We start from the raw sequence: 21702 nt of genomic DNA, 5'->3' as shown, positions 1-21702 counted from the left end.
ACGAAGTGGAGGCGAGCCATATGCGGCTCGCCTTTTCTCTTTCGGCTCAATTCGAAGTCATGGATGCAAGTTTAGATTTGATCGAGAAAGCTGTGCTGCTGCAAGATATCGGCAGATCAGACCCAGAGGATCACGCAACATATCTGGCCGTCAGCGTTCTGGCCTTTCGCGCCACAAACGATATGAGGGCAGCCAAAAAATTACTGAATTGCGGCTATTTCGTACAGGCTGCAAGCTTGCTGCGAGATATCGCAGAGATCGGCATGCTTGCTCTATATTTCGCGGAATTTCCAGAAAGACTTCCAGATTGGCGGCGATCGGAAGGAACGAATAGACACAATAGATATGGGCGCAGCAAACTTAGGAAAGCGATCTCAGAACAAGGGAAATTCGAGTATCTGGATCAGTATTTTGACCTATTTTCCGAATATGGAACGCACCCCTCATCCGCATCAATCATGGCTCATCATGACGGACAGCGCTTCTACGTCGGACCGCACTTTAACGAGACCATCTACCGTCGAAGCATAATGGATTTGGCATCGCTTGTTTGGCACGTCACAGACGCTTGCGGCAGCGCCTATCGCAGCCTTTTCAACACCTCGCTTGAGGACGCCCTCGCAAAGGAACTTGCGCGCTTTTCGAAATCTTGGGACGGGATTGCGCCTTAAGACGCCACCCCTCCTCTCCCCTTGTGGGAGAGGTTACAAAATCGCGGTCTTAGCGTCAGCTAAGTCGCAGATTTTGTTGGTGAGGGGGTAGGTAGGCGGGCACAAGGCAAAGCCCCCCTCACCTGCAATTTCTAGCACTTAGCTCACGCTAAGATGCTGAAATTGCTTCCTCTCCCACAAGGGGCGAGGAAACCACCATCCGCTCACTCCCCGGTATTCCTCAACGCGCCAAGGATGGCGCGGCACACGCTGTCGGGACCGTCCGTCACCTCCTCGTTCCAGAAACGCAGAATGCGAAAGCCGTCATTCCGGAAAACTCGGTCCCGAACCGCATCGCCGGTACTCTCGGCATGCTGCCACCCGTCGACCTCCACGATCAGCCTCGCCTCGAAACAGACGAAATCAAGAATATAGCCCTTGAGCGGCACCTGGCGGCGGAACTTGAAGCCCTCAAGGCGCCGGTCCTTCAGCATCTGCCACAGGATGTCTTCCGGCCGTGTGGCATCCGCCCGCATGTCGCGGGCCCGCTTGCGGTGAAGCTCCGGCGAGCGATGGCGCATTCGGTCTCCCTCTGTCGCTCGACAGGATAGCACGGAGGAGTCGTGGCAAGAATGGCTTGGCATGCCAGACAGGTTTTCTGACCGCACGAACCAACCCTCGCCCGCTACCCTAATTTTTGGGGAGAGCGTCGACTGCAAGCGTTTTGGCCGGAGAACCCGTTGCTTTGCAGCCAAATTCTTCATGTCATATTAATATTCGTATCCTTCCTTTCGATCCATGAGGAGCGTCGCTGCCGAGGTTTGCAAGGCCCCCGCAAGAAGGGCAGACATCCTGGCACTGCAACGAAGAAGGTGAGAAAGACGACAATGGAGGTTCCGATGAAACATATTGCGCGCATTGCGGTCTGCGCGGCCGCCCTCGCCGTCGCGTTTACGATGCCGTCCGCGGGCGGCTTCGGCCTCGTCGACCAGGCGCTTGCCGGTAACGGAAACGGCGGCGGTCATGGCGGAGGTAACGGCGGCGGCCACGGCGGCGGCAACGGTGGTGGCAACGGTGGTGGCCACAGCAGCGAGAACGGCGGCGGCCATGGCAACGGTCATGCCTCCGAAAAGTCGCGGAACGGCAACGCCTATGGCAAGCTCGGCACCAAGCCGGCGAAGGCGAAGAAAACGGATACCGAAACGGTCGGCGCGGACGAACTCGGCCCCCTCAACGCCGCCCACGCCTCACCGGTCGCGCGCATGTTCGCCTCGCCGAATTCGGCCGTCGGCAAGGTCGCCACGTACCAGGAAGCCCGCGCCGCAGCCCTCGAACTTGCCGATCCGGCCGCCCAGACCGCCGCGATCGACGCTGCGGTCGACGAGCTGGAAGCAGGCTTCGGCCTGACGCTCACCTCGGTCCAGATCGACAAGCTGAACGCGATCCTCGATTCGCGCTGATCGCCCTTGTCCGGAGCCTGCCCTCCCCGCCTTTGCCGGAGAGGGCGGCCGTTCGGCCGGCGAAGCCCGCAAGCCCTGCAGACATGAGCGAACGGCGACACTGCAAACCGCTGCTTGCAACCTTCGCTCGAATCGAGAGACCATCGGGCATCCGTTCCTCGGCAGGGTCCACCAATGCCTCCTTCCTTCGACATCCGCATGAAAGACGTCGATTTCTCCCGCATGGACGTCTGCGAGAGCGAGCACTGGCTCACACGCCTTCATTTCAACCAGAGCTATCTCGGGCGCTGCCTCGTCATCGCAAAGCGCGTCTCGGATACCTCGCTCGCGACCTGCACCGACGACGAATACCGGGATCTTCGACTGGTTTTGCAGCGCTACGAGCGGGTGGTCGGAGCTGCCTTCCAGCCGGCGCGCTTCAACTATACCCAGCTCGGCAACGAGTGGCCGCAGCTCCACGTGCACGCGATCCCGCGTTACGACACGCCGCGCCGGTGGAAGCACTACACCATCACCGACACCCGCTATCACCAGAACCCCTCGCCCAAGCCGCCGCCACCGGTGCCGCTGGATGAGGCTTATGCGATCGCCGCGCATTTGCGGGCGCTGTTTGCGGCGGGCTGACGCGCTGCCAAAACGGCGCCCGATCAACAGATCGGAAACGTCGCGGCGAGCGGCGCCCTTGAGAATGCCGCAAAAGCGTCCTAAATCAGAGGAAGTGACGGAGACGGCGCATTCAATTCCGATGCATCGTCCTTCACGGAGACTTTGACCTGATGCGGCAATTGCGCGATCTCGGGAGAATGGCTTGGCTGGTGCTGGTCGTCGTGGCCGCGCTCGCCTTCGCCGGTGCGCCCGGCGCCAGCGCCCACCAGACGAACTGCGGCAGTGTCATGACCGTCGCGGCCGACGGCGCCCATCAGCACCACCATACAAAATCCGGCGACAGCACCGCCACGAAGGCGGCGGCCGTTCCCTGCTGCACGACGGCCTGCCCACTCTGCGTTTCGGCGGCCGGTCCTGCCGGGGCCGCTCCCCATGCGGTCGCCTTCCTCCACCTCGTCTATCCCGAGCGCCAGTCCGGCCTGTCGGGCAACGAGCCGCCGCCGGACTTCGAACCACCACGTCCCCTCGCCTGATCGATCCGTCAGCCGCACTCAAGCGGCGGCATGTCCCCACATGCATGGATGAAACTGCTGTCGGCCGAAGCCGACACACCGATCAGGAGAAAAGATCGTGTATCGTCGCAAATTCTTGAAGACTCTCGCCCTCGGCACCGCCGCGGCCGGGTTCGCCCCTTCCATTCTTTCAACCAATGCACGGGCCGCGGCCGACACACCGGCGAAGCGCCTTGCCGTTACCAGCCGTGTCCTCGAGGTCAACGGCAAGCCGGCCAAGGTCTTCGGGCTCGCCCAGCCGGACGGCACGCCCGGCCTGACCTTCGACGCAGGCACCGATTTCGACGTGCTGCTCGCCAACGAGACCGCCGAGCCGACGCTCATCCATTGGCATGGGCTCACCCCGCCCTGGACCATGGACGGCGTTCCGGACAATCCGGCCGCGCTCATGACGCCTGCAGAAACCCGCCGCTACACCTTCCCCGCCGGCAGCGGCGGAACGCACTGGATGCACGCCCACACCCTGCAGGAGCAGAACCTGCTCGCCGCTCCGCTGATCGTCCGGCGGCCGGAGGAAGCGGCAAGCGACGAGCAGGAGGTGGTCATCCTTCTCCATGACTTTTCGTTCCGGTCGCCCGAAGAGCTCTTCGACGAGCTGAAGGGCGGCAAGGGCCACGGCGCCGCCCAGATGGGCGGGATGTCGATGGGGGGCATGTCCGGCATGGGCCATATGGGCCATGACATGGGCGGCTCCATGGGTGGCGGCTCCATGGGTGGGCAGCAGGGCATGGCCATGCCCGGAATGGGCGGCATGGCCGGCATGGACCTCAACGACATCGAGTACGACGCCTATCTCGCCAATGACCGGACACTCGACGACCCGCAAGTCGTGCAGGTCGAGAAAGGCGGGCGGGTGCGGCTGAGGATCATCAACGGCGCGACCTCGACCGCCTTCACCATCGACACCGGTGAGGTGCTCGGCCGCCTCGTCGCGGTCGACGGCCAGCCGGTGCAGCCGATCGCCGGCACGCGCTTCCCGGCCTCCATGGGCCAGCGGCTCGACATCGTGGTCGAGCTTCCCAAGGAGGGCGGCGCCTTCCCCATCCTGGCCCTGCGCGAAGGCTCGACGAAGCGGACGGGCCTCGTGCTCGCGAGTGCCGGAGCCGCGATCGGAAAGCTGGCCGGTGACGGCGAGGAGACCGGCCCCGCACTCGATCTGGGGCTCGAACAGCGACTGAGGGCGGTAACACCGCTCGACAAGCGCCCGCCCGCCCGCAGCTACCGGATGGTGCTCGGCGGCGACATGGCGAGCTACACCTGGTCGATCGCGGGCGCCGAGGCGCTTGCCGTCGGCACCGGCGAGCGAATCCGTTTCGTCGTCCAGAACATGTCGATGATGGCGCATCCGATGCACCTGCACGGGCATCATTTCCAAGTGACCGCCGTCAACGGCGTCGCGATCGCCGGTGCGGTCCGCGACACAGTACTGCTGCCGCCGATGGCCGAGGTCGCGCTTGAGTTCGACGCCAACAACGCCGGACGCTGGCCCTTCCACTGCCACCATCTCTACCACATGGCCTCGGGCATGATGGCGTTCGTCGCCTACGGCAATGCCTGATAGAATGAGCGGGCGAGGTTTTGCCTCGCCCGTGTCCCGACCTGTCACGCGAGGAGGCAACAATGGCTGACGAGCACCATCACGGTCATCATCACGAGCACAGCCAAGAACGGACGGTCCCCCCGGCAGCGGATGTCTCCGGCAAAGGCGGGGTGGTCTACACCTGCCCCATGCATCCGCAGATCCGCCAGCTCGGCCCCGGCAACTGCCCGATCTGCGGCATGGCCCTGGAGCCGGAAACGGCGACGCTGGAGACGGGTCCGAGCCCGGAACTCCTCGACATGCAGCGACGCTTCCGGATCGGACTCGCTCTGACGCTGCCGGTCGTGCTTCTCGAGATGGGACAGCACCTCTTCGACCTGCACATGCTCATATCGCCTATGACGGCCGACTGGATCCAGCTCGTGCTGGCGACGCCGGTCGTACTCTGGGCGGGATATCCCTTCTTCGAGCGCGGCTGGGTTTCGCTGGTCTCCCGGCACCTCAACATGTTCACGCTGATCGCCATGGGCACGGGCGCCGCATGGATCTACAGCGTCGTCGCGACTGTCGCCCCGTCGGTCTTCCCCGCGACCTTCCGTTCCGGCGACGGCGCCGTCGACGTCTATTTCGAGGCGGCTGCGGTGATCATCGTTCTGGTTCTGCTCGGCCAGGTGCTCGAACTGCGGGCGCGCGAGCAGACGGGCGGCGCGATCCGCGCACTCCTCGATCTCGCACCAAAGACCGCCCGGCGGCTGCGGAGCGACGGGACCGACGAGGATGTGCCGCTCGACATCGTCGCGGTCGGCGACAGGTTGCGCGTCCGCCCGGGCGAGAAGGTGCCGGTCGACGGGGAGCTTCTCGAAGGCCGCAGTTCGATCGACGAGTCGATGATCACCGGGGAGTCGATGCCGGTCACCAAAGAGCCCGGCGCCAGGCTGATCGGCGGCACGATCAACCGCACCGGCGGCTTCGTCATGGAAGCGCGGCGGGTCGGACGCGACACGGTGCTCTCGCAGATCGTCCATATGGTGGCCGAGGCGCAGCGTTCGCGGGCACCGATCCAGAGGCTCGCCGACGACGTTTCGGGCTGGTTCGTGCCGATCGTCATCCTCGTGGCACTTGCTGCCTTCGGCACCTGGATGACCGTCGGCCCGGAGCCGCGTTTCGCCCACGGTCTGGTCGCGGCGGTTGCCGTGCTCATCATCGCATGCCCCTGCGCGCTGGGGCTTGCGACGCCCATGTCGATCATGGTCGGCGTCGGGCGTGGCGCCGGCATGGGCGTGCTGATCAAGAATGCCGAGGCGCTGGAGCGCATGGAAAAGATCGACACCCTCGTCATCGACAAGACGGGCACGCTGACCGCCGGTCGGCCGGAAGTCGTCGCGATCGCCACCGTTCCCGGCGTCGAGGAGACCGAACTGCTGCGACTTGCGGCGAGCCTCGAGCGGTCGAGCGAGCACCCGCTGGCGGCTGCCGTGGTGAGCGCCGCCGAGGTTCGCAAGGTAGCGCTCGCGGACGCGCAGGACTTCGACAGCCCCGTCGGCCGCGGCGTGACGGGCACCGTCGACGGGCACCGCCTGATCATCGGCAGTCACCGGATCATGGCCGACGAGAAGATCGACATTTCGGCGCTCGGCACGAAGGCGGAGGAACTGCGCGGCGAAGGTGCGACGGTGATCTTCACCGCAGTCGACGGCCGTCTGGCCGGTCTCTTCGCCATCGCGGACCCGATCAAGCCGACGACGCCGCCGGCCGTCGGCGCGCTCCTTGCGGAAGGCGTCCGCGTGGTGATGCTCACCGGCGACAACCGCACCACCGCGAACGCCGTCGCCCGAAAGCTCGGGATCACCGAGGTCGAGGCGGAGGTGCTGCCCGAACATAAGAGCGAGATCGTCGCGCGGCTGCGCAAGGATGGCCGCGCCGTGGCGATGGCCGGCGACGGGGTCAACGACGCGCCTGCGCTCGCCGCCGCGGATGTCGGCATCGCCATGGGGACGGGGACCGACGTCGCCATCGAAAGCGCCGGCGTGACGCTCCTCAGGGGCGATCTCGAAGGCATTGTGCGGGCAAGACAGTTGAGCCGCGCGACCATGCACAACATCCGCCAGAACCTCTTCTTCGCCTTCATCTACAATGCGCTCGGGGTACCGGTCGCGGCGGGCGTTCTCTATCCGGTCTTCGGTCTCCTGCTGTCGCCGATCATTGCGGCGGCGGCGATGGCGCTCTCCTCCGTCAGCGTGATCACCAATGCGCTACGTCTGCGGAGTGCGCGACCATAAGGTCCGGCAAACATCGGCGCACCGCCGTCGGTGTTGCGAAAGCGCGCGACGGGCTATGATCGCGCCGGTGATTCCCGTCACCGGCGCGTTCCCTCCCTGAAGTGAGCTCCCTCATGCAAAACCCCGTCATCGATGTCGTCATCAGCGACACGTCGCCCGAAGACCGTGACGCCGTGCTCGACGTTCTGCGCACCTACAACCGGGCGCAGACCGGCCGCGTTCGCGGCGCCGATTTCGCCGTGCTGCTGCGCGATCCGGAAACCGGATCGGTGATCGGCGGGCTCTACGGCGAGGAGAGCTATGGCTGGGCCTTCATCAAGTATCTGGTGGTGCCGGAGAACCTCCGTGGGCTGGGTCTCGGCAGCCGCCTGATGGAGGAAGCAGAAGAGATCGCACGCAGACGCGGCTTCGTGGGAGTCTGGCTAGACACCTACGATTTCCAGGCGCGGCCCTTCTACGAGAAGCTCGGCTATACCGTCTTCGGCGAGCTCGAAGGCGGCGCCGGCGCCCACGGCCAGTTCTTCCTCAAGAAGCGCTTCGCGTGAGCATTCCTGACCTCGACCGGAAACGGGTTGCCCTTCCGGGCCGGGCCGCTGTCAGGCCTTGTACCTGCGCCACCGCCTGCCAGCCACCAATCCTTAACCGACGGACCCTAGAGTGCGCCTTCAAAGCACTGACTGACGCGAGACTTGCATGCCGAACCCGACCTTCCGCTTCACCCACTACGACCTCAACGAGCAACCGGCCGGCGCGATCATCGAGGTGACGCTGAACGCGGTGAACAATGTGCGGCTGATGACGGCGACGAATTTCCAGCGCTTCAAGGAAACCCTGGACTTCAAATATGTCGGCGGGGTCGCCAAGAAGTCGCCGATCCGGCTCACCATTCCGGAAGCCGCGCATTGGCACCTGATCGTCGACATGGAAGGCCATCACGGACTTGCCGATTCCTCCGTCCGCATGATCGCCTCGCCGGCCCGGCAGCAGCGTCAGCAGAAGGCGTCTTAACGACGGTCAGGCGCCGCCGCGCTCCCGGCGAAGCTTCGACCACCAGTCGAGACGCTTGCGGATCTCCCGCTCGAAGCCACGCTCCGGCGGGTCGTAGAAGGTCTTTCGCCCCATCTTCTCCGGAAAATAGTCCTGGCCCGAAAAGGCGTCCGGCTCGTCATGGTCGTAACGGTAACCCTCGCCGTAACCTTCACCCTTCATGAGCTTGGTCGGGGCGTTCAGGATGTGCTTCGGCGGCAGCAGCGAGCCATTCTCCTTGGCCGCCCGCATCGCCGACTTGTAGGCCATATAGACGGCGTTCGACTTCGGCGCGGTGGCGAGATAGACGCAGGCCTCGGCGAGCGCCAGTTCCCCCTCCGGCGAGCCGAGATAGTCATAGGCGTCCTTGGCGGCGTTGCAGATCACCAGTGCCTGCGGATCGGCGAGACCGATGTCCTCGACCGCCATGCGCACCAGCCGCCGGCCGAGATAGAGCGGGTCCTCGCCGGCGTCGAACATCCGGCAGAGATAGTAGAGTGCGGCATCGGGATCGGAGCCGCGCACCGACTTGTGGAGCGCCGAAATCAGGTTGTAGTGGCCGTCCTGACCCTTGTCGTAGACGGGCGCGCGCCGCTGCACGATCCGCGTCAGACCCTCTGTGTCGAACACCTCGTCCTTGCGGGCGGCGCGCCAGACTTCCTCGGCAAGTGTCAGCGCCGCCCTGCCGTCGCCGTCCGCCATGCGGATGAGGCTCGCCCTGGCGTCGGCATCGAGCGGCAAGGGTTTGCCTTCCACCGCCTCGGCACGTGCGAGCAGCGTCTCGAGGCTTTCCTCGTCATGGGGCTTGAAGGTCAGCACCCGGGCACGCGACAGAAGTGCGGCGTTGAGCTCGAAGGACGGGTTCTCTGTGGTCGCTCCGACGAGAATGATCGTGCCATCTTCTATGACCGGCAGGAAGCTGTCCTGCTGGGCACGGTTGAAGCGATGGATCTCGTCGACGAAGAGCAGCGTCTGCCGCCCGTTCATCCGGCGCGCTCTCGCCGCATCGAAGACCTTTTTCAGGTCCGCGACGCCGGAGAAGATCGCCGAGATCTGTTCGAAGGCGAGCCCTGCCTCGCCGGAGAGCAGCCGGGCGACCGTGGTCTTGCCGGTGCCGGGCGGCCCCCAGAAGATCATCGAACCGAGCGAGCCGCTGTCGATCATCCGGCGCAGCACCCCGTCCTCGCCGGTCAGATGCTCCTGGCCGGTCACCTCGGCGAGCGTGGTCGGACGCAGGCGATCGGCGAGCGGCCGCTTCGAGGCGACCGCGTCGGGAACCTGCGGTGCAAAGAGGTCGTCGCTCATCGGAACAATTGCCTGATGCGTTCGCCGTCGCGCTCGATCTCCACTCGCCAGATACCCGGATCGCTGGCCGTCAACGTCTCCATGTCCGCGCTCGACGTGACGTTCGTGCCGTTGACGGCCACGATGATATCGTGCGGCCGGAAGCCGAGCCGTGCGGCGATCGAGCCGCCATCCACAGCGGTGATGACCACACCGGTGACCTCCGTCGGCATCCGCAGTTCGTAGGCGAGCCGCGGCGACAGATTGGCGACCGTTGCCCCGGCGAACGGGCTGTGGCCGCCAATCACCCGTTCGTCGCGCGGACGGGTTTCCGGGGCGGCCGCAAGCGGCAGGGTGATTTCCTTTTCCGAACCGTTGTCCTTGACGGTGAGCGCCACCGAGGTGCCGAGGCCCGCGGTCGTCAGCCGATAGCCGAGCGCGTCGGGATGTTCGACGGGAACGCCGTTGACGGCAGTCACCACCTGACCGGGGCGCAGGCCTGCCTTCGCTGCCGGCCCATCCTCGACGACGCGGATGACCAGCGCACCGCGGGGCCTGTCTAGCCCCAGCGCCTCGGCGACATCCGAGGTCACGGCGTCGAAGGAAGCGCCGATATAGGGACGCTCGAAACTGACGTCACCCCGTTCGGCGGCAGCCAGGAAGACCTTGACGAGATTGGCGGGGATAGCAAAGCCGACACCGTTCGAGCCGCCGCCCTTGGAGAAGATCGCCGTGTTGATGCCGATGAGTTCGCCGTTCATGTTCATCAGCGCGCCGCCGGAATTGCCGGGGTTGATCGCCGCATCGGTCTGGATGAAGAAGCCGAAATCGCCTTCCGTCACCTGATTGCGGGCAAGCCCCGAGACGATGCCGCTCGTCACCGTCTGGCCGACACCGAAGGGGTTGCCGATCGCGAGCACGAGGTCGCCCACCTCGATCGCGTCCGAATTGCCGATCTTGAGTGCCGGCAGCGGCTCGCGAGCATCGATCTTCAGCACGGCAAGGTCGAGGCGATCGTCCTTCAGCACCACCTTGCACGGGAATTCCCGGCCGTCGGCCAGTGCGATCTTGATCTCGTCGGCGCCGCCGATCACGTGGTTGTTGGTGACGACGATCCCCTTGGAATCGACGATGACGCCCGAGCCCAGCGAGGTCTGCTTCTCGCTGCGGTTCGGCATGCGTTGGCCGAAAAACTGCTCGAAGAAGGGATCACCGGCGAAGGGGGACGCGCGGCGCTGGACCATCCGCTCCGCGTAGACGTTGACGACTGCGCCGTGAGTCTCGCGCACCAGAGGGGCGAAGGAGAGCTGCATTTCGGCCTGCGAGCGCGGCAGCACCTTGGTCGCCTCCTCGGCGGAAGCGGAAAGCGGCGACAGCAGCGCGAGCGAAAGCACCGAAACGGCAGCGAAGCGGACCAGGCCTTGCATGGGAGACTCCCGATAAATTTACAGAATGGCTTTTAGTGCGGAGCGAACCGGAAGGGAACGGCAAATCGCCCTCTTCCGATCCCGACAATTTAGCCGGACGCCGCGCATTTCCAAGGCAGGCGACATTACAAGTCGGTCATGTTCCCCGTCCCGAAGAGATCTCCGATGCGGGGAATGCCGTCTCCTCTCGCACGATAAGTCGCTGATTGAATTGCGCTTTATCAATTCCGGCGATGACCGTTCAGGTAGTTGTCAGGAAGTGCTTCTAGCTTTCAGCGAGGATCTGACGATTCCGAGGGAGACAAGATGGCCGATCAAGCACCGCCGGAAGAGACCCGCATAGCCGTTTGGGACCTGCCCGTGCGCGCCTATCACTGGCTTCAGTTCGTGCTCGTCGCGGTCGCGGCGGTCACCGGCTTCCTTCTCGGCGGGCGCTGGATCGACGTGCATGTCTGGGCCGGTGCGGCGCTCGCCGCTCTTCTCGTCATGCGTATCATCTGGGGCTTCGCGGGCAGCACCTATGCGCGCTTCTCGACCTTCTTGCCGGCACCACGCACGGTATTCTCTCACGTTCGTGAGCTGAAATCGGGAACCGCTCGCCCTCATCTCGGGCACAATCCGCTCGGCGCCCTGATGATCCTGGCGCTCGTTGCCGTCATCGCCGGCCTCGTCGTGTCCGGTACGATCATCTTCGGCGGCGTCTTCAAGAAGGGGCCTGGCGCCGCCTTCTTCTCCTTTGCGACCGGGTTCTCGGCGCGCGAGATCCACGAACTGCTCGCCTTCGCGCTGCTCGGCCTGGTCGGACTGCACATCGCCGGTGCGTTCTTCGAGAGCTGGCGCACGGGCGAGAACCTGACCCGGGCAATGGTGACCGGGCGCAAACGGCTGGAGCCCGGCACGCATGAGGAAAGACCGATCGCCGCCCGTCCGCTGGTGGCCGTCGTCACCATACTCGTGCTGTTCGGCGCCGCGGTGCCGCTCGGGCTTTCGCTCGCGGCCATCCCGCCGTCCGGCATGCCCGTGGCGCAACTCGATCCGGTCTACCGGCAGGAATGCACCGCCTGCCACATGGCCTACCATCCGAGCCTGCTGCCGGTCGCGAGCTGGCAGGCGTTGATGGACAACCTCGACGACCACTTCGGCGAGGATGCGAGCCTCTATCCCGAAACGGCGACAACGATCACGGCGTTCCTTACCGCAAATGCCGCGGAAACCGCCGACACCAAGCCGGCCAACGCCTTCCGTCGACTCGATCCGGCATCCCCCTACGAGCTCACGGCGACACCGTTCTGGAAGCGCATGCACGGTGAAATCCCGGACTCCGTCTTTGCCGCCAAGCCGGTGAGCAGCAAGGCGAACTGTGCCGCCTGCCACCGCGATGCCGAAGCCGGCGCCTTTTACCCCGCGAATATCAACATCCCGAAGGAGGACTTGAAATGAAGAAGACAGCGATGCTCCTGCTGTGCGGCCTCGGCCTGCTTGCGGCTGCGCCCGCGAACGCCGACCCTGCCCGCGACGCCATCCTGAAGGATTATGCGAGCGCGGCCGGAGTCGCCTCCTTCTCGGCCGATGCCGGCAAAGCTCTGTTCCAGGCGAACCACACCGGCGGCAAGCCGGACACCCCCTCCTGCACGACCTGCCACACCACCGATCCTCGCCAGCCCGGCAAGTCGCGCGTCGGTAAGGTCATCGAGCCGATGGCGGTCTCCGCCAATCCGAGCCGCTTCACCGACGCGGCTGAGGTGGAGAAATGGTTCCGCCGCAACTGCACCTCCGTCCTCGGGCGCGAATGTACCGCCGAGGAAAAGGGTAATATCATCACCTATCTTTCAAGCCTCTGACCGGAGACCGACCATGACGACAATGCTGAAATCCGGCCTAAAACTGGCGTTCATCGCCGCAGCCTTTTCGGGTGCCACCCTTCTCGGCCCCGCTTTCGCCGAAGACGACGAGGGTGGCGAAGGCGGCATTCGCGCCGTCACCAACGAGACGGCGAAGACCGAATGCTCCGCCTGCCATATGGCCTATCCGCCAGGCCTGCTGCCGCAACGCTCCTGGCAGGCTCTGATGGGCAACCTGGCGAACCATTTCGGCGAGGACGCGAGCCTCGACGAGCCGGTGCGCAAGGAAATCGAGGACTATCTCGTCGCCAACGCGGCGGATGCCGGTGGCCGTTCCATCCGCGGCCTCAAGGCAGACCAGACGCCGCTGCGCATCTCCGAGCTGCCGTGGTTCACACGCGAGCACGGCCCCAAGCTCATCGCCCGGGCGAAGTCGAACCCCAAGATCGGTTCGATCTCGAACTGCGCCGCCTGCCACCGCGGAGCCGAGAAGGGCTATTTCGAAGACGACTGATCAAAAGGCTGAAAGTGCCGCCTTCCACGTCGGCGGCACCGGACGGCAAGGCCCGCCGACGCGCTCCCGCCGGCGGGTCTTGCCTTTTCGATACACGATGATGCCTATTCCGGCAGGATGCGGACTGCACCCTTGTCGGCGGAGCTTGCGAAGGCGGCATAGGCCTTCAGCGCCGTGGTAACGTTCCGCTTGCGCGGGCTCGACGGCTTCCAGCCGGCCTTGTCCTGCTCCGCACGGCGACGGGCGAGCTCATCGGCGCCGACCGCGAGATTGATCGTGCGGTTCGGGATGTCGATCTCGATCGTATCGCCGTCGCGAACCAGGCCGATCGTGCCGCCATTTGCCGCCTCCGGCGAAACGTGACCGATCGACAGGCCCGAGGTGCCGCCGGAGAAGCGGCCGTCGGTGATCAGCGCACAGGCCTTGCCGAGGCCCTTCGACTTCAGATAGCTCGTCGGATAGAGCATTTCCTGCATGCCGGGGCCACCCTTCGGGCCTTCGTAGCGGATGACGACGACATCGCCGGCAACGACCTCGTTGGACAAAATCGCCTTCACCGCCGCGTCCTGGCTTTCATAGACCTTGGCCGGACCAGTGAACTTCAGGATCGACTCGTCGACCCCTGCCGTCTTCACGATGCAGCCGTCCAGCGCGATGTTGCCCTTCAGGACGGCCAGACCGCCATCCTTGGAGAACGGATGTTCGACCGAGCGGATGATGCCCTTTTCTCCGTCCGTGTCGAGCTCTTCCCAGCGTGCGCTCTGCGAGAAGGCGGTCTGGGTCGGAATGCCGCCAGGAGCGGCCTTGAAGAACTCACGCACCGTCTCGGAATTCGTGCGGGTGATGTCCCAGCGGTCGATTGCATCGCCGAGGGTGGCGGCATGGACGGTCGGGCATTCGCGGTTGATCAGGCCGCCGCGGTCGAGCTCGCCGAGAATGCGCATGATGCCGCCCGCCCGGTGGACGTCTTCCATGTGAACGTCGTTCTTGGCCGGCGCGACCTTGGAGAGGCATGGAACCCTGCGCGACAGGCGATCGATGTCGTCCATGGTGAAATCCACCTCCGCCTCGTGAGCGGCGGCGAGGATATGCAGCACAGTGTTGGTCGAGCCGCCCATGGCGATGTCGAGCGCCATGGCGTTCTCGAAGGCAGCCTTCGAGGCAATCGTGCGCGGCAGGACCGAGGCGTCCTCCTGCTCGTACCAGCGGCGGGCGAGATCGACGATCAGGTGACCGGCCTCGACGAAGAGCCGCTTGCGGTCGGCGTGGGTCGCGAGCGTCGAGCCGTTGCCGGGCAGCGAAAGGCCGAGCGCTTCGGTGAGGCAGTTCATCGAATTGGCGGTGAACATGCCCGAGCAGGAGCCGCAGGTCGGGCACGCGGACTGTTCGATCGCCTTGACGTCCTCGTCGGACACCTTGTCGTCGGCGGCAGCGACCATGGCGTCGACGAGGTCGAGCGCGTGCTTCTTGCCGTGCAGGACGACTTTGCCGGCCTCCATCGGGCCGCCGGAGACGAAGACGGTCGGAATGTTGAGGCGCAGCGACGCCATCAGCATGCCGGGGGTGATCTTGTCGCAGTTCGAGATGCAGACCATCGCATCGGCGCAGTGCGCGTTGACCATGTATTCGACGCTGTCGGCGATGAGTTCGCGCGACGGCAGCGAATAGAGCATGCCGTCATGGCCCATGGCGATGCCGTCGTCGACGGCGATGGTGTCGAACTCCTTGGCGACGCCGCCGGCCGCCTCGATTTCGCGGGCGACGAGCTGGCCGAGATCCTTCAGGTGGACGTGGCCGGGAACGAACTGGGTGAACGAGTTCACCACCGCGATGATCGGCTTGCCGAAGTCGGCATCCTTCATGCCCGTCGCGCGCCAGAGACCGCGCGCGCCCGCCATGTTGCGGCCGTGGGTCGTGGTTCTTGAACGATAAGCTGGCATCGATGGTTCCTCGGATCTGTCCTGGTTATCTTTCCGGGCGCGCGCGGCAATCAAGAGCCGACCTCATGCGCATACCTGCGGATTTCCCCTTGTCCTAGTGCAATCGGCGCAAGGTGTCACTATCAGCATACCGCAAAACGGTACGCCCGGCACGACGGGTTGGTTTCCTCACGAAATCGTGGCTCGACGTTTCTTTTCGCGCGACTGAAACTCTGGTCCACTTTCCTGCGTATACTCTTCAGGAACGCAACAGTTACGAGAGAGCAGAGCCATGTCATCCTATCGTCCGCCCAGGATCGCCGCGAGCGAGATCACCCCGCCGGCGCTCTACATGAGCCGCCGGACGCTGATGGCGACCGCGGGCGCGGGACTTGCGCTCGCCGCCTTGCCGAAATCGCTGCGCGCTGCCCCTCTGGCCGCAAAGTCCAGCGACTACAAGGTCGACGAGACGGTCACCTCGAAGGAAGACGCAACCAGCTACAACAACTTCTACGAATTCGGCACCGACAAGAGCGACCCGATCCGCTATTCAGGCGACTTCAAGCCGCGGCCCTGGCGGGTGGAGGTGGGCGGGCTCGTCGCCAAGCCCACAGTCTTCGGCATCGACGACATCATGAAGGACTTTCCGATGGAGGAGCGCGTCTACCGGATGCGCTGCGTCGAGGCCTGGTCGATGGTGATCCCGTGGATCGGCTTTCCGCTTTCGGCCCTGCTCGACCGGGTGGAGCCGCTCGGCAGCGCCAAATATGTCGCCTTCGAGACGGTCGTGCGCCCAGAAGAGATGCCCGGTCAACGCGGTCTCTTCCAGCCGCTCTCCTGGCCGTATGTCGAGGGCCTGAGGCTGGACGAGGCACGCCATCCGCTGACGATCCTCGCGACCGGTCTCTACGGAGAGACGCTGCCAAACCAGAGCGGCGCGCCGCTTCGCCTCGTCGTGCCGTGGAAATACGGATTCAAGGGTATCAAGTCGATTGTCCGTATCACGCTCACCGAAAAGGAACCGCCCTGCACCTGGAACATCTCGGCTCCGCAGGAATACGGCTTCTATGCCAACGTCAATCCGGCCGTCGACCACCCTCGATGGAGCCAGGCGACGGAGCGGCGGATCGGCGAAGGCGGCGGCTTGTTCGGCGGGTCCCGGCGCGAGACCCTGCCCTTCAATGGTTATGCGGAAGAGGTCGCCGGCCTCTACGCCGGCATGGATCTCGCGAAGTACTATTGATGGCCGCCCTTCCCGTCCGCTACCGATCCCTCTCCGTCTGGGCGCTCTACGCGATCGGCCTCGCGCCCGGTCTCTGGACCTTTTATCTCGGGGTCACGGCCAATCTGGGGGCTGATCCCGTCAGGACCTTCGAGCACTTCCTCGGTCTCTGGGCGCTGCGCTTCCTGTGCCTGACGCTGCTCGTCACACCAACGCGCGATCTCTTAGGTATTAGCCTAATTAGCTACCGACGCGCATTGGGGTTGCTCGCCTTCTGGTACGTGGTCGCGCACTTCACCGTCTATCTCACCCTCGACCGCGGAATGATCCTGTCATCGATTGCCGGAGATCTCGCCAAGAGGCCCTACATCATGCTCGGCATGGCGGGGCTCATCATGCTGATCCCGCTGGCACTTACCTCCAACCGCTGGTCGATCCGCAGGCTCGGGCCGCGCTGGATCATGCTGCACCGGCTCGTCTACGTCATCGCCGCCGCCGGCGTGCTCCATTATGCCTTGTCACTGAAATCGATCACCGCCGAGCCAGCCTTCTATATCGCCGCGGTCAGCCTTCTTCTCGGTTATCGGCTCGTGCGGCCGAGGCTTATGGGCTGGAAACGGCAGCGCAAGGCGCGGGTCTCCGCGAGCGCTTAAGGTCGCCGTGTCCTCGGGCGATCGAGCCGCTTCAGGGTCGCGAGAGGCGTTTCACCATAATGCCGCCGATACATGCCCGAAAAGCGCCCGAGATGGAAGAAACCCCAGCGCATGGCGATGTCGGAAACGTCGCCCAGTGAGGAGCTTGGATCAAGAAGGTCGCGGCGGGCGCCATCGAGCCTCGCAAGGCGCAACCAGATCGAGGGCGGCATACCGACGGCATCCAGAAAGGCCAGGCGCAGGCGCTCGATCGGCACGCCCAGATCACCGGCAAGGGCCGGCAGCGTGACCGGCTCGCCCGGATCGTCGGCGATCTGCCGTTCCACCCGCCGGAACAGATCGAGCGAGACATGCCGGCTGGTGAGCCCCTTGCTGCGATCATCGAACGCCGCCCAGAAATCGAGAAACTGTTCGGCAAGCAGGCCCGGCAGGATCCGTTCGAGATCGACGGGCGGCCGCCCCTCCAGCGCTCCGAAGCCCAGCAGGCAGGCGAGCCAGTCGCCAAGCGCTTCGTCGGCCGGGGCGCGGCTGCGAGACCGGACTGCCGATCCAGCGGCCGAAAGTCCTATCGCCTCTACCGGCAAGGTAAGGCTGATCAGGTCGCTTTCCGCCCCCACGACCGTCATCAACTCGGTTTCGCCCTGACGTAGCGCGACCATCCGGCCGGTCTCATGGTGGCCGTTGACGCGCCAACCGCCCTGCGCCGCCATCGGGAAGATGAAAGAGAGTTTTCCGCCCGGGCTTCTCGTCTCCTGCGCGACCGCAGGACCAATGCGCTCGCGGCTGATCACCGCGTCACCGACGGTCATCAGCTCGAAGGAGGACCGATAAGTGCCGCGGCTCACCTGGCGGTAGCTCTGCACCCAGTCGTCGTCGCAAGCGTCGTGCTCGCTCGCATCCCGAAGAAGCTGCCTCTCATAGAACATCGCCGAACCATCGTCTTGCGAACCGGACTGCCCGAAATTCAGGCAGAAATCATCACACGAAGCGGATAGCCAGTCCAGTCGCGCATGCCCTAGCCATTATAGATCGATAACAAGGGGAACATCCGACATGCAGAAAACAGTTCTTGCGGCAGCGGTCCTCGCCGGTCTCGCGGTGCCTGCACTCGCTGAAACCGACGACCAGAAATGGCTGACGCCGACCATGGTCAATGCCCGCGCGGCAATGATGACGCCCGAGCTTTCGCTTCTGACCTTCCAGCACATGGACACGATCTTCGCGACGCGGCCGGTGCGGGCCGGCGGTAGCGTATGGGCTCTTGCCTCGGAGCCGGGTGATATCGGCAATACGTTCGCGCTCGACGGACAGTCGCTGCCGCTCGACGATTTTCTCGAAAAGACCGCCACAAACGGACTGCTGGTCATCCGCGACGGCAAGATCGTCAGCGAGATCTATCGCAACGGTCTCGATGAAAAGGCGCACCACATCTCCTTCTCGATGGCGAAGTCGATGCTGGCGACGATGGTCGGCATCGCCGTCTCGGAGGGCAAGATCAAGAGCCTCGACGACAAGGTGGTCGACTACCTGCCCGACTGGAAAAACTCGGCTTACGCCGACGTCTCCATCCGCGATCTCCTGATGATGCGTTCGGGCGTCGCGTGGCTCGAAGTCTACGAATTCGGCAGCGACACGCAGCTGACCGAAGTGCACAACAATTCGCTCGTCGCCTATCAGTACCGCTGGTGCGACTACGCAGAGGACCGCGCCAAGACGGAAAACAAACCGGGAGAGGTCTTCAACTATTCGACGCTCGACACGTCCGTGCTCGGCTGCGTCCTCGAAAAGGCGACCGGCATGAAGGGCGCGGACTATCTGAGCGAGAAGATCTGGAAGCCCGCCGGCATGGAAACGGACGCCTTCTACATGCTCGACGGGCCAGACACCGTCGGCCGCGAGTTCTTCGGCGCGGGCATGAATGCAGCGCTGCGCGACTACGGCCGCTTCGGCCTGATGATGCTCGACGACGGCAAGGCGAACGGCCGGCAAGTCGTCCCGGCGGAATGGGTGAAACGGTCGACGGTGCCGGACGCGGCCACGGAGCCGGCGAGCAAGGACGACTGGCTCGGCTACGCCTATCAGTGGTGGACGGTGCCGGGGTCTGACGCCTATGCCGCAATCGGCCTGTTCAACCAGTTCATCTATATCGATCCGCCGAGCAGGACGGTCATCGTCAAGCTCGATTCGCCTGCCGATCCGCTCGGCTTCGAGAAGGAAAACATCGCCTTCTTCGAGCAGATCGTCAAAAACATCGCGAACTAAGCGACCACGTAGCGGGGCCGGTCGTTCCGGTCCTGCTACGCGCGTTCAGCCGGCCAGCCAGGCCGGTGGCGCATCCGGACAGCGGCCGAGGACGGCCGCGTCGACGCATCCTGCGAGACTGGCGAAGCGCACCTCCTTGCCGCTCAGGCCCGGGCCGTAATGGGCGTATTTGCCGGAATTGGTGAGGATCAGGCGCGCCGCCGGCGGTACGATCGGCGGCATCACCGTGCACCAGCAGGCATCGCGAACGAAGGTGGCGCCGAACGCTTCCAGCTCGACGGCGATGCCGCTCTCGATGATCCTGCCGTAAGTGGAGCGACTTACCGTAACGGTAAGTGCCACCCCGGGATGTCTCTTCCGCCCGCGGCAGAGTTCGGCAAGCGTCCGGCATTCGTCAGCGGAGAAGTGCGGATTGCCGAGCGCGACCAGCTCGACTGGTTCGCCGACTGCCGGATTGAAGCTCCGCCAGACAGCGAGCAAATCGGCGCGCGATATGGTGAGTATCGGCAGTGTGGCACCGCCCGTCGCCGCTTCGAAGGTCGGCGCCTCCGGCGTGACGCCGACGATGTGGAACATCGGCGCGGCGGAGGTCGTGGCAAAGGCGGCGCCGAAAGCCTTCAGGTCGTCGTCACTCGGTGCGGCCGTCTCGAGCCCCGTCAGGACCGGAATCGTGTTCGGCGCAAGCAGGCCGACCTGATAGCCGAGCAGCGGCCAGAAGCTATCGTCGCGACCGGCCATCGGTTCGACGTCGACGACCAGCTGTGCCTTGCGGTTCTCGTCGATGTGACAGCCGGCATGAGGTGCGCGGCCGGTGAGCGCGATGCAGATGTCGAGGAAGTCCGGATACTTCATTGTGCGCGCGCCGAGCACGCTGTTGGCGTAGACGACGGCATTGGATTCCGCCCAGGCGATGTCCTCGCCCCGATCCGGGGCGCCGTCGAGCTGATAGGGTGCGCAGGTGAAGGTCGGCGCGGCCCCCATGCGGACATAGGCGTCGGCAACAGCACTCGCGGCCCGCGATCGCACCGGATCCGTTCCCTGCTCGCGCCAGCGCGCCTGATCCACCGAGATCGCGTTGAGTGAGGTCGGAACGACGACACGGCCGCCCCAACCGGCAAGCTTCTCGGCGAAATCGAGACTCGCCGGACCGATATAGATGCAGCCGTCGACATGGACCTGCGCCACATCGATCAGGCGCTCCGCCCCGTCCAGCCGTGCCATGCGGGTGACGATCCGCATCGCAAGGCTCGTCGCGTGGGGAACGGAGGCAGACAGCAGCTCGCGGTCCCTTTCGGTGAGGGCCAGCCGATCTGTGGACGCGGAGACTTCATGTCCCGTAACCGGCGTGGCGCCGGGTTCGAAAACACTGCCTTTCTCCACACGCAAGCTCTTCCGCCCCTGCAGGCGCGCGAAATCCCGCGGATGGAGCACCGCGATCGGAAGGGAGCGACCATAGACTTCTTCGGCGACGATCACGCCGAGGGTAAGGATGTCCTCGCGTTGCGAGAAGACCATGGCGGCGGGCGCCAGTCCGTTGACGATCAGCTGCAGCAGCACGGCGCTGCCGGTGCAGGAGCCGCGACCGCCCGGCATCGCCAGCACGGCGCCGGCGAGGCAAAGCCCGTGCAGTGGATGGGCGTGATCAATGACGATACCGGTCTCCGGATCGACTCCGCCCCAGAAGCTCAGGCCGGTGTCGGAGAAGAGAAGCGGCCCTTCCGCCCTGCCATCGACCAACATCGCCGCGGACGCCGCAAAAGCCCTGCCCTCCTCGTCCATGATCGCCTCCCGTGACTCCGGTGTTCCCTTCCTATTACCACGGACGGGAATCGTCGCAAGGAAAGGCCCATCCGTGCAACGCCAGCCGCCATCAACACGCTGCAGAGGATCGGCAAAAAGATTCATCACCCATGTCGATTTCTGTAACACTCGTTCGTCAAGGTGTCGGGCACGCCGAGGCGGCCTTGGTTCAATAAAGGAGAAGAACGATGCGTGTAATGGTTATGGTCAAGGCGACGACAGACAGCGAAGCAGGCGTCATGCCATCCACCGAACTGCTCGAAGCAATGGGAAAGTTCAACGAGGAGCTGGTCAACGCCGGCATCATGCTTACCGGCGAAGGGCTGAAGCCCTCTTCCAAAGGCAAGCGTGTAGCCTTTGACGGTGCGGGCCGCCGCGTGATCGACGGCCCCTTCGCCGAGACGCGTGAACTGGTGGCCGGCTACTGGATCTGGGAGGTCAAGGACATGGACGAGGCGGTCGAATGGGTCAAGCGCTGCCCGAACCCGATGCCGGGGCCGAGCGAAATCGAAATTCGTCCGGTCTATACGATGGAGGATTTCGCCGAATCGCTGACCCCGGAGGTCCGCGACCTGCATGAGCGTACCGGAGAACGGCTCGCCGAGCGCGAGGTCGGCAAGGCCTGAACCCGAGGGAGAAGCAACGCA

21 protein-coding genes are annotated in these 21702 nt (G+C 64.6%); 15 read left to right on the top strand and 6 right to left on the bottom strand.

Features of this window, described 5'->3' with window-relative positions; translation table 11 throughout:
• Positions 1-20: 20 nt before the first annotated feature.
• Positions 21-671 carry a hypothetical protein gene (locus DFR48_RS06130; protein ID WP_114362290.1) on the top strand — a complete coding sequence of 217 codons (651 nt, stop codon included), beginning with the start codon at positions 21-23 and terminating at the stop codon, positions 669-671.
• A 203-nt stretch (positions 672-874) separates the two neighbouring features.
• Here the strand turns inward: DFR48_RS06130 and DFR48_RS06125 are convergent, their stop codons facing one another.
• The gene (locus DFR48_RS06125) at positions 875-1231 is read right to left on the bottom strand and encodes an endonuclease domain-containing protein (protein ID WP_114362289.1); all 357 of its coding nucleotides are present in this window, start codon (positions 1229-1231) and stop codon (positions 875-877) included.
• A gap of 318 nt (positions 1232-1549) precedes the next feature.
• Here DFR48_RS06125 and DFR48_RS21910 point away from each other — a divergent pair, with 318 nt between their 5' ends.
• The 7 genes from DFR48_RS21910 to DFR48_RS06090 all read left to right on the top strand — a co-directional run bounded on the left by DFR48_RS21910 (position 1550) and on the right by DFR48_RS06090 (position 8115).
• A complete protein-coding gene (locus DFR48_RS21910; RefSeq protein ID WP_170141791.1) occupies positions 1550-2110 on the top strand; it encodes a Holotricin-3 precursor in 561 nt (186 codons plus the stop codon).
• A 198-nt stretch (positions 2111-2308) separates the two neighbouring features.
• Complete coding sequence (locus DFR48_RS06115; protein ID WP_170141806.1) at positions 2309-2734, top strand: HIT family protein; 426 nt, start codon at positions 2309-2311, stop codon at positions 2732-2734.
• A 152-nt stretch (positions 2735-2886) separates the two neighbouring features.
• On the top strand, positions 2887-3249 hold the full coding sequence (locus DFR48_RS06110; protein WP_114362286.1) for a hypothetical protein: 363 nt from the start codon (positions 2887-2889) through the stop codon (positions 3247-3249).
• 97 nt (positions 3250-3346) lie between these two features.
• The gene (locus DFR48_RS06105; RefSeq protein ID WP_114362285.1) at positions 3347-4846 is read left to right on the top strand and encodes a multicopper oxidase family protein; all 1500 of its coding nucleotides are present in this window, start codon (positions 3347-3349) and stop codon (positions 4844-4846) included.
• A 62-nt stretch (positions 4847-4908) separates the two neighbouring features.
• Positions 4909-7107, top strand: a complete 2199-nt coding sequence (locus DFR48_RS06100; protein ID WP_114362284.1) for a copper-transporting P-type ATPase — start codon at positions 4909-4911, stop codon at positions 7105-7107.
• A 113-nt stretch (positions 7108-7220) separates the two neighbouring features.
• Entirely contained in the window at positions 7221-7652 is a 432-nt protein-coding gene (locus DFR48_RS06095) for a GNAT family N-acetyltransferase (RefSeq protein ID WP_114362283.1), read from the top strand.
• A 148-nt stretch (positions 7653-7800) separates the two neighbouring features.
• Positions 7801-8115 (top strand): DUF1883 domain-containing protein, encoded by a 315-nt coding sequence (locus DFR48_RS06090; protein ID WP_114362282.1) that lies wholly within the window; start codon positions 7801-7803, stop codon positions 8113-8115.
• Between the two features lie 6 nt (positions 8116-8121).
• Here DFR48_RS06090 and DFR48_RS06085 read toward each other — a convergent pair whose 3' ends face one another.
• Both DFR48_RS06085 and DFR48_RS06080 read right to left on the bottom strand, forming a co-directional pair.
• Entirely contained in the window at positions 8122-9438 is a 1317-nt protein-coding gene (locus tag DFR48_RS06085; protein WP_114362281.1) for a replication-associated recombination protein A, read from the bottom strand.
• Positions 9435-10844, bottom strand: a complete 1410-nt coding sequence (locus DFR48_RS06080) for a DegQ family serine endoprotease (protein WP_114362280.1) — start codon at positions 10842-10844, stop codon at positions 9435-9437. Before DFR48_RS06080 ends, DFR48_RS06085 begins: the two co-directional genes overlap by 4 nt.
• 306 nt (positions 10845-11150) lie before the next feature.
• On the opposite strand from DFR48_RS06080, the gene DFR48_RS06075 reads away from it, so the two are divergent.
• From DFR48_RS06075 to DFR48_RS06065, 3 genes are read left to right on the top strand one after another with little or no spacing between them, the layout of a single operon-like run.
• Entirely contained in the window at positions 11151-12284 is a 1134-nt protein-coding gene (locus DFR48_RS06075; protein WP_114362279.1) for a cytochrome b/b6 domain-containing protein, read from the top strand.
• Positions 12281-12685 (top strand): DUF1924 domain-containing protein, encoded by a 405-nt coding sequence (locus DFR48_RS06070; protein WP_114362278.1) that lies wholly within the window; start codon positions 12281-12283, stop codon positions 12683-12685. Before DFR48_RS06075 ends, DFR48_RS06070 begins: the two co-directional genes overlap by 4 nt.
• Before the next feature lie 13 nt (positions 12686-12698).
• Positions 12699-13199: a diheme cytochrome c gene (locus DFR48_RS06065; protein ID WP_210205960.1), complete on the top strand. Its 501-nt coding sequence runs from the start codon at positions 12699-12701 to the stop codon at positions 13197-13199.
• A gap of 104 nt (positions 13200-13303) precedes the next feature.
• Here DFR48_RS06065 and ilvD read toward each other — a convergent pair whose 3' ends face one another.
• On the bottom strand, positions 13304-15139 hold the full coding sequence (gene ilvD, locus DFR48_RS06060; RefSeq protein ID WP_114362277.1) for a dihydroxy-acid dehydratase: 1836 nt from the start codon (positions 15137-15139) through the stop codon (positions 13304-13306).
• A 271-nt stretch (positions 15140-15410) separates the two neighbouring features.
• On the opposite strand from ilvD, the gene msrP reads away from it, so the two are divergent.
• Together msrP and msrQ are read left to right on the top strand one after the other, a co-directional pair.
• Positions 15411-16361, top strand: a complete 951-nt coding sequence (gene msrP / locus DFR48_RS06055) for a protein-methionine-sulfoxide reductase catalytic subunit MsrP (RefSeq protein ID WP_114362276.1) — start codon at positions 15411-15413, stop codon at positions 16359-16361.
• Positions 16361-16993, top strand: a complete 633-nt coding sequence (msrQ, locus tag DFR48_RS06050) for a protein-methionine-sulfoxide reductase heme-binding subunit MsrQ (RefSeq protein WP_114362275.1) — start codon at positions 16361-16363, stop codon at positions 16991-16993. Before msrP ends, msrQ begins: the two co-directional genes overlap by 1 nt.
• Here the strand turns inward: msrQ and DFR48_RS06045 are convergent.
• Positions 16990-17919 carry a helix-turn-helix domain-containing protein gene (locus DFR48_RS06045; RefSeq protein ID WP_114362274.1) on the bottom strand — a complete coding sequence of 310 codons (930 nt, stop codon included), beginning with the start codon at positions 17917-17919 and terminating at the stop codon, positions 16990-16992. The two genes, msrQ and DFR48_RS06045, sit on opposite strands and share 4 nt — an antisense overlap.
• A gap of 127 nt (positions 17920-18046) precedes the next feature.
• Here DFR48_RS06045 and DFR48_RS06040 point away from each other — a divergent pair, with 127 nt between their 5' ends.
• Positions 18047-19255: a serine hydrolase domain-containing protein gene (locus tag DFR48_RS06040; protein WP_114362273.1), complete on the top strand. Its 1209-nt coding sequence runs from the start codon at positions 18047-18049 to the stop codon at positions 19253-19255.
• A 45-nt stretch (positions 19256-19300) separates the two neighbouring features.
• On the opposite strand, the gene lhpI is transcribed toward DFR48_RS06040, so the two are convergent.
• Entirely contained in the window at positions 19301-21034 is a 1734-nt protein-coding gene (gene lhpI / locus DFR48_RS06035; RefSeq protein WP_114362272.1) for a cis-3-hydroxy-L-proline dehydratase, read from the bottom strand.
• A 209-nt stretch (positions 21035-21243) separates the two neighbouring features.
• Here lhpI and DFR48_RS06030 point away from each other — a divergent pair, with 209 nt between their 5' ends.
• On the top strand, positions 21244-21681 hold the full coding sequence (locus tag DFR48_RS06030) for a YciI family protein (protein WP_114362271.1): 438 nt from the start codon (positions 21244-21246) through the stop codon (positions 21679-21681).
• Positions 21682-21702 lie beyond the last annotated feature (21 nt).

Source organism: Ciceribacter lividus (genome assembly GCF_003337715.1).
GTDB classification, from domain to species: domain Bacteria; phylum Pseudomonadota; class Alphaproteobacteria; order Rhizobiales; family Rhizobiaceae; genus Allorhizobium; species Allorhizobium lividum.
Note: the sequence above shows the minus strand (reverse complement) of the source record. Positions and strands in the feature narration are given on the sequence as shown.

Coding starts and splice junctions, on each gene's coding strand:
- DFR48_RS06040 (WP_114362273.1), top strand. CDS start 18,047: ATGCAGAAAACAGTTCTTGCGGCAGCGGTCCTCGCCGGTCTCGCGGTG.
- DFR48_RS06125 (WP_114362289.1), bottom strand. CDS start 1,231: ATGCGCCATCGCTCGCCGGAGCTTCACCGCAAGCGGGCCCGCGACATG.
- DFR48_RS06085 (WP_114362281.1), bottom strand. CDS start 9,438: ATGAGCGACGACCTCTTTGCACCGCAGGTTCCCGACGCGGTCGCCTCG.
- DFR48_RS06130 (WP_114362290.1), top strand. CDS start 21: ATGCGGCTCGCCTTTTCTCTTTCGGCTCAATTCGAAGTCATGGATGCA.
- ilvD (WP_114362277.1), bottom strand. CDS start 15,139: ATGCCAGCTTATCGTTCAAGAACCACGACCCACGGCCGCAACATGGCG.
- DFR48_RS06030 (WP_114362271.1), top strand. CDS start 21,244: ATGCGTGTAATGGTTATGGTCAAGGCGACGACAGACAGCGAAGCAGGC.
- msrP (WP_114362276.1), top strand. CDS start 15,411: ATGTCATCCTATCGTCCGCCCAGGATCGCCGCGAGCGAGATCACCCCG.
- lhpI (WP_114362272.1), bottom strand. CDS start 21,034: ATGGACGAGGAGGGCAGGGCTTTTGCGGCGTCCGCGGCGATGTTGGTC.
- DFR48_RS06045 (WP_114362274.1), bottom strand. CDS start 17,919: ATGTTCTATGAGAGGCAGCTTCTTCGGGATGCGAGCGAGCACGACGCT.
- DFR48_RS21910 (WP_170141791.1), top strand. CDS start 1,550: ATGAAACATATTGCGCGCATTGCGGTCTGCGCGGCCGCCCTCGCCGTC.
- DFR48_RS06110 (WP_114362286.1), top strand. CDS start 2,887: ATGCGGCAATTGCGCGATCTCGGGAGAATGGCTTGGCTGGTGCTGGTC.
- DFR48_RS06115 (WP_170141806.1), top strand. CDS start 2,309: ATGAAAGACGTCGATTTCTCCCGCATGGACGTCTGCGAGAGCGAGCAC.
- DFR48_RS06095 (WP_114362283.1), top strand. CDS start 7,221: ATGCAAAACCCCGTCATCGATGTCGTCATCAGCGACACGTCGCCCGAA.
- DFR48_RS06065 (WP_210205960.1), top strand. CDS start 12,699: ATGACGACAATGCTGAAATCCGGCCTAAAACTGGCGTTCATCGCCGCA.
- DFR48_RS06100 (WP_114362284.1), top strand. CDS start 4,909: ATGGCTGACGAGCACCATCACGGTCATCATCACGAGCACAGCCAAGAA.
- DFR48_RS06075 (WP_114362279.1), top strand. CDS start 11,151: ATGGCCGATCAAGCACCGCCGGAAGAGACCCGCATAGCCGTTTGGGAC.
- DFR48_RS06080 (WP_114362280.1), bottom strand. CDS start 10,844: ATGCAAGGCCTGGTCCGCTTCGCTGCCGTTTCGGTGCTTTCGCTCGCG.
- DFR48_RS06090 (WP_114362282.1), top strand. CDS start 7,801: ATGCCGAACCCGACCTTCCGCTTCACCCACTACGACCTCAACGAGCAA.
- DFR48_RS06070 (WP_114362278.1), top strand. CDS start 12,281: ATGAAGAAGACAGCGATGCTCCTGCTGTGCGGCCTCGGCCTGCTTGCG.
- msrQ (WP_114362275.1), top strand. CDS start 16,361: ATGGCCGCCCTTCCCGTCCGCTACCGATCCCTCTCCGTCTGGGCGCTC.